This window comes from Clostridioides sp. ZZV15-6597 (assembly GCF_020657815.1).
Classification (GTDB): Bacteria; Bacillota; Clostridia; order Peptostreptococcales; family Peptostreptococcaceae; genus Clostridioides.
Genome location: NZ_JAGWCT010000051.1, coordinates 22,032 through 28,031 on the forward strand (window position 1 = coordinate 22,032; position 6,000 = coordinate 28,031).

5 protein-coding genes are annotated in these 6,000 nt (G+C 30.5%); 3 read left to right on the forward strand and 2 right to left on the reverse strand.

Annotated features, from left to right (window positions below; translation table 11 throughout):
* Positions 1 to 485 precede the first annotated feature (485 nt).
* Positions 486 to 1,073 (reverse strand): LysE family transporter, encoded by a 588-nt coding sequence (locus KGF52_RS12410; protein WP_227840388.1) that lies wholly within the window; start codon positions 1,071 to 1,073, stop codon positions 486 to 488.
* A gap of 107 nt (positions 1,074 to 1,180) precedes the next feature.
* Between KGF52_RS12410 and KGF52_RS12415 the strand changes: the two genes are divergently transcribed.
* Positions 1,181 to 2,068, forward strand: coding sequence for a LysR family transcriptional regulator (locus tag KGF52_RS12415; protein ID WP_227828528.1), 888 nt, complete (start codon positions 1,181 to 1,183; stop codon positions 2,066 to 2,068).
* Between the two features lie 125 nt (positions 2,069 to 2,193).
* Here the strand turns inward: KGF52_RS12415 and KGF52_RS12420 are convergent, their stop codons facing one another.
* Positions 2,194 to 3,099, reverse strand: coding sequence for a LysR family transcriptional regulator (locus KGF52_RS12420; RefSeq protein ID WP_227828527.1), 906 nt, complete (start codon positions 3,097 to 3,099; stop codon positions 2,194 to 2,196).
* 127 nt (positions 3,100 to 3,226) lie between these two features.
* On the opposite strand from KGF52_RS12420, the gene KGF52_RS12425 reads away from it, so the two are divergent.
* Together KGF52_RS12425 and KGF52_RS12430 are read left to right on the forward strand one after the other, a co-directional pair.
* Positions 3,227 to 4,858, forward strand: coding sequence for an FAD-dependent oxidoreductase (locus KGF52_RS12425; protein WP_227828526.1), 1,632 nt, complete (start codon positions 3,227 to 3,229; stop codon positions 4,856 to 4,858).
* A gap of 2 nt (positions 4,859 to 4,860) precedes the next feature.
* Positions 4,861 to 5,808, forward strand: a complete 948-nt coding sequence (locus KGF52_RS12430) for a 4Fe-4S dicluster domain-containing protein (RefSeq protein ID WP_227828525.1) — start codon at positions 4,861 to 4,863, stop codon at positions 5,806 to 5,808.
* Positions 5,809 to 6,000 lie beyond the last annotated feature (192 nt).

Genomic DNA, 6,000 nt, shown 5'->3' on the forward strand with positions numbered 1-6,000 from the left:
GTAAAAGACTTGCTGTAATTTTGATATTGAAAAAATTGCAAAAGGTCTTGGCTTTGCAGTTAAAAGTTTTACCCGCGATTATGAGCAATTTACTGGAGTCTCGCCTTTTATCTGAATTTGAAAATTAACCAGATAATCTGCATAATCAAAAACCATGCTGCTGATTTTTAGGTCAGTAATATAGATTTTTGTCAGTCATAATACTGAACTTTCTTCCTTTGCTACTTAAAGACTCCTAAAGTCTTTCCTAGTAACACTCCTCTTAACTAATTTTTTTCTATATTTAAATTTAACACTTACTTAAGCTTATACTTTAGCTAAAATTAAACATCATAAAATAGCTATAAATATAATTAAAAAAAGAACCTTCTAAATCTACTTAAAGGCTCTAAAATAATTAGCTAATAGTATAAATCTAAAATTATGATTATAAAATTTAGAACGGTTAAACTTTCTAAATTTACTTACAATTTTTATGTAAAAAGTTATGCCCAAATTAACTTTAATGCACTCCAAACAAGTATCAGTGCCATAGTAATGTTAAACACCCTATAATATCTGTTGATATATTTTTTCAAAAATCCTCCTGCTAGAGCCCATGTTATGGTTCCAGAAATTCCTACAATAGAACTACAAATAGCAGTTACCAATAAAAATACAATCGACTTTGACACAGGAATTACATATCCCATATAAACAGTGATACCATACAAAATAATTTTGACATTGACAAATTGTAGAATAAATCCTGACCAAAAAGATTTTGTTTGTGTTTTATTTTCATCATTTGGTCTACTCTTCGCAACATGAATTGCCAAATAGATAATATATACAGCTCCTATGTATTTCATGGTATCAATTAATGTTGGAATAAACTTTGACAATCCAAAACATCCTAAAGCACATATAATCATAACACACACAAATCCAGCACTAATACCTATAATCATTGATTTTCCTTTTTGCCATCCATTATTACTTATTGTATTTAATGCAAGAATGTTATTTGGCCCTGGTGTAAAACCTGTTACAAAAGCATAAGGTAAAAAAGATAATAAAATTTCACTCAACACTTGTAATCACACTCCTTTTATATTATAATACTTTAAATTAAATATTTAAACAAATCGAAATATTTAAAGTTATACTTTAAAATTATTGAACTATACAGGAGGAAAACATGTATATTAAATACCTGCAAACTTTTAAGACTATTGTTGAAGAAGGTAGCTTTTCAAAAGCAGCAGACAAACTGAATTACACACAATCAACAATAACTTTCCAAGTACAACAGTTAGAACAGGAATTATCTGTACATCTTTTCGAAAAAATTGGAAGAAGGATGGTGTTGACTAAGATAGGAGAAAATCTAATCCCATATGTTAATGAAGTGCTCTCTTCATTTGATAAAATGAAAAACTTTGGTACAGACCTTTCTGAACTACGAGGGGATTTACATATTGCAATCGCCGAAACATTACTTTGTTATAAAATACCTACAATACTAAAACAGTTCCATGACCTTGCACCAAATGCTCGCTTGTTTCTTCGCTCAATGAATTGTTATGATATAAGAGATTCATTACTATCAGGAAGTATTGATTTGGGACTATTTTATCAAGACATTGGTGGAATTGGAAATTCTATTTATACCTATCCAGTTGGAGAATACTCACTTACATTAGTGTCTTCACCAAAGATAAAAAATCAGTTTCCAGATTTTATTACTCCAAATCAACAATTAAAAATACCATTTATAATAGATGAGAATAACTGCATTTTTAGACAGATATTTGAGACATATTTACGAGAAAAGGATATTACTTTAGACCATACAATTGAACTTTGGAGTATCCCAACAATTAAAAATTTAGTGAAAAATGATATGGGTATATCTTATCTCCCCACATTTACGATAGAAAGTGAAATTAAATCAGGAGATTTATGTGAAATTAAAACAGATTTAAGTAGTAAAACTATCACAGCTGTATGTGCACATCATAAGAATAGATGGATTAGCCCTCTTATGCAGTTATTTATTGATTTAGTTACTGCAAATGAAAAATAGTAAAACAATAAATATATAAAAAAAATAAATATGACATAATTAACCACTCAACTTCTCAATTTAAAACTTTGTAGTTATGAATATGCTTTAGATATGAAAAAGAAGGTAACAACTATACTTAGTTGCTACCTCCTAATCTTCTTTCTCATTTCTTTTTTCCCAAACTCTACTGAAATATCAAAAAATGATGATATATTCTCAGTAAAAAACTTATTTTTATGATATGCAATATCAAATGTTCTGCATAAGTTAATGCCTTCAATATCACAAGACCATAAAAGATTTTTCTTTAAGTAATCTTCAACAAGAAGTTCAGATATAACAGCAATACCAAAATTATCTGTAACTGCTCTCAGGATAGCTTCAGAATTATAACATGACCATCTAATATTCATTGGTATTTTTAATTCTTTCAATTGATTTTCTAGTTGCGCTCTTGTTCCACTTCCCAGTTCACGCATAATTAATGGCTGGTTTGAAAGCTCTGAGACTTTTACTGAATCTCGATTGTAAAATTTATGCTTATTGGAACATACAAGTACAAGATGGTCCTTAATAATGCTTTTTACCACAATATCTGGATGATTAATCTTACCTTCTACAATTGCAATATCTAATTCACTATTAAGTAATTTTTTTACAATTAAGCTTGTATCTTCAACAAACACTTCAGGTTCTACTAAAGGGTTTCTTTTATATAACTCTAATATTATTGGACTTATTACACAAGTACCGACAGTTACTGTTGCTCCAACTCTTATTCGAATATTTTTAGCACAATGTTTCATACAATCAATCATCTCTTCATTTATAGATAAAAGATGCTTTCCATATCCTAGAAGCTTTTTTCCTGCTTCAGTTAAGTATAGTTTTTTTGAAATTCTATCAAATAATTTAACTCCATACTCTTTTTCTATTTCCGAAATAGCTTGACTAACCGACGACTGCGTAATATACATATTTCTTGCAACTTCACTCATTTTACCACATTCAGCAACCCTTACAAATATCTCCAAGCTACGAATAGTCATATTATCACGACCTTACCAAATATTAGTAAATACTTATGATTTTATTAACATTTTAGTATTTTACAAATACATTGTCAAGAACTATAATTTTAGCATAGAGTTATAAAAAGGATTGGAGTGTGATATTGTGAAAGTATTAATTATAGGTGGAGTTGCTGCTGGAACAAAAACTGCTGCAAAAATAAAACGTGAAATGGGTGACAATTGTTCTGTTACAATCCTAAATAAAGGCGAACATATTTCTTATGCAGGCTGTGGCTTACCATATTATGTTGGTAAGGTTATTGAAGATAAATCTTCTCTAATTGTAAATACACCTGAAAGCTTTTCTAAACTAACAGGAGCAGAAGTTCGCTGTGGAGTTGAAGTTACATCTATTGATAGAAAATCAAAACAAGTAATTTTGAAAAAGATTTCAACAGGAGAAGAAGAAACTATCAGTTATGATAAACTTGTAATTGCCACAGGAGCAGACCCAATAAAACCACCAATACCTGGAATCGACTTATCTGGAGTATTCTTCATGCGTACTCCAAATGATGCGATAGCATTAAGAGATACTGTGGAAGATGGAGTCAAGAGAGCTGTTGTTATTGGTGGAGGCTTTATTGGTCTTGAAATTGCTGAAAATCTTTCTGCTATGGGCATACGTGTAAGTGTTATTGATATGGCTGAACATGTTATGCCTGGATTTGATACCGACTTTGCTGAATATGTTGAAAATCATATGGCTGATAAAGGTATCATGATTTTCACAGGAGACCAAGTTATAGGTATTGAAGGTGAAAATAAAGTAGAAAAACTTCGTACCAAAAATAGAGTTATTAAAACAGATTTAGTGGTTATGTCAGTTGGAATTCATCCTAATACAGCCTTTTTAAAGAATACGGATTTAGAATTTGCTCCAAATAAAACACTTATAGCAGATGAATTTATGCTTACAGCAGATGAAAATATATATGTAGTTGGAGATTGTGCTTATGTAAAAAATGCTTTGACAAATAAATCTACATGGTCACCTATGGGTTCATCTGCAAATCATGAAGGTAGAATTTGTGCTCAAAATATAGCCGGAAAATCTAAAACTTATAAAGGTGTTCTTGGAACAACTGTAGTCAAATTACCAGAGCTTAATGTAGGAAAAACAGGCTTAAGCAAAGAATCAGCTAAAAAAGAAGGTTATGATGTTTGCTCTGTTACTATAGCTACTGATGATAAGGCTCATTATTATCCTGGTGCATCTAATTTTATAATAAGAATGGTTGCTGAAAAACATACTAGAAAGTTATTAGGTGTTCAAGTTATGGGCCCTGGTGCAACTGATAAGATAGTAGATATAGCTGCTACTGCAATAACTTTAGGAGCAGATCTTTATTCATTAGAAAGTATGGACCTTGCATATGCACCACCTTTCTCAACAGCTATTCATCCTTTTGTAGTAGCAGTAAACGTGTTACAAAATAAACTCGATGGAGATCTTGATAGTGTTTTACTTGATGAAATTGAAGATTTTGATAGCTGGACTAAACTTGATGTTTCAAAAGTTCCTTCTATTCCTAACCTACGTTATTTACCAGTTGGTGAAATTAATGGAGAAATTGAAGGTCTTTCTAAAGATGAAAAGATTCTTCTTATATGTGCAAAAGGTAAAAATAGCTACATGGCTCAAAATCGTTTGAGACGTTTTGGTTATACAAATACAAAAGTCCTTGAAGGTGGAATACTATTTTATCCAAATCTTAAAGTAATGGAGGATTAATTATGAATAATATTACAGCAGAACAAAAAAAGGAATTAAAAGGTAGAGGTTTTTTACCAAGTAGGGATGGAGAACATTTTGCTGCACGTATAATAACTGTAAATGGTGTAATTAACACATCACAAACAAAAAAGATTGCTGAGGCTGCCGAAAAATTTGGAAATGGTCAAGTAGCATTTACTACTAGATTAACAGTAGAGTTACCTGGTGTAAAGTTTGAAGATATTGAAGCTTTAAGTGAATTCATTGCCAGTGAAAATTTAATCACAGGTGGAACAGGTTCAAGAGTTCGTCCTGTTGTAGCATGTAAAGGAACTGTTTGTGTTCATGGGTTAATTGACACACAAGCACTAGCTGCTGAAATTCATCAAGAATTTTATAAAGGTTGGTATGATGTAAAATTACCTCATAAATTTAAAATTGGTGTTGGTGGATGCCCTAATAATTGTATTAAACCTGACTTAAATGACCTCGGAATTGTCGGTCAACGTGTACCTGATTATGACCCTGAAATATGTGTTGGATGCAAAAAATGTTCTGTTATGGAAGTCTGTCCTGTCAAAGCAGCTAAATTAACAGATAAAGGAAAGCTTGAAATAGATAATAATTTATGTAATAACTGTGGTAAATGCATAGAAAGTTGTAATTTTGACAGTATTGAAGAAAAAGAATCTGGCTACAAAATATACATAGGAGGAAAATGGGGCAAATCTGTTCGCCCTGGAACACAAATTGATAAACTATTTTCAAAAGAGGAACTTATGACTTTAATTGAAAAAGCTCTTCTTTTATTTAGAGAACAAGGTAAAACAGGTGAACGTTTTGGAATTACTATTGACCGAATTGGTGTTGATAAATTTATAGAAATGCTTTTATCAGATTCTGTATTGGAAAGAAAACAAGCTATACTTGATGCTCCTTTACATCTTAAAGGTGGAGCTCAGTGTTAATAATACGTATTTTAAATTTAATTTTTAAAAGCATATTTAGTGTATATAAACAACCTATATAAAAATAATAGATTAGTTATATGCCAGATAGATATAGATACAAAGGATTTGTAAATATACATTCTTAATGCATCTTTATAAATCCTTTCTTTATCAAAACTGTATACTTATTTTATTCTAATTATATAAAAA

Excerpts from the sequence above, each read along its gene's own strand:
- KGF52_RS12430 (WP_227828525.1), top strand. The coding sequence starts at position 4,861 with ATGAATAATATTACAGCAGAACAAAAAAAGGAATTAAAAGGTAGAGGT.
- KGF52_RS12420 (WP_227828527.1), bottom strand. The coding sequence starts at position 3,099 with ATGACTATTCGTAGCTTGGAGATATTTGTAAGGGTTGCTGAATGTGGT.
- KGF52_RS12415 (WP_227828528.1), top strand. The coding sequence starts at position 1,181 with ATGTATATTAAATACCTGCAAACTTTTAAGACTATTGTTGAAGAAGGT.